This window comes from Polaromonas sp. P1_G1, from assembly GCF_056405595.1.
On the sequence record NZ_JBFUBU010000255.1, the window covers coordinates 1 to 399 of the forward strand.

The following is a 399-nucleotide window of genomic DNA, read 5'->3' on the forward strand; positions in this document are numbered from 1 at the left end:
GCCCCCAAACTCATGGCCGTGAACATCGACGAGGGCGAACCCGGTACCTTCAAAGACCGCACCTACCTGGAGCGCGACCCGCACCGCTTTCTGGAGGGCCTGTTGATTGCCGCCCAGGTGGTGGGCATAGAGTCCTGCTACATCTACCTGCGCGACGAATACCACGGCTGCCGCGCCATTCTGGAGGACGAGCTGGCCCAACTGCGTGCCAACCCGCCGTGCCCGCTGCCCACCATTGAATTGCGCCGCGGTGCCGGCGCCTACATCTGCGGCGAAGAGTCCGCCATGATCGAGAGCATCGAAGGCAAGCGCGGCGAGCCACGCATGCGCCCGCCCTATATCGCCCAGGTGGGCCTGTTTGGCCGGCCCACACTGGAGCACAACTTTGAGACCCTGTAC

General features: G+C 64.9%; 1 pseudogene. It reads left to right on the forward strand.

Annotated features, from left to right (window positions below):
• A pseudogene (locus AC1D1Y_RS26725) lies at positions 1-399 on the forward strand (NADH-quinone oxidoreductase subunit F); the annotation flags it as partial.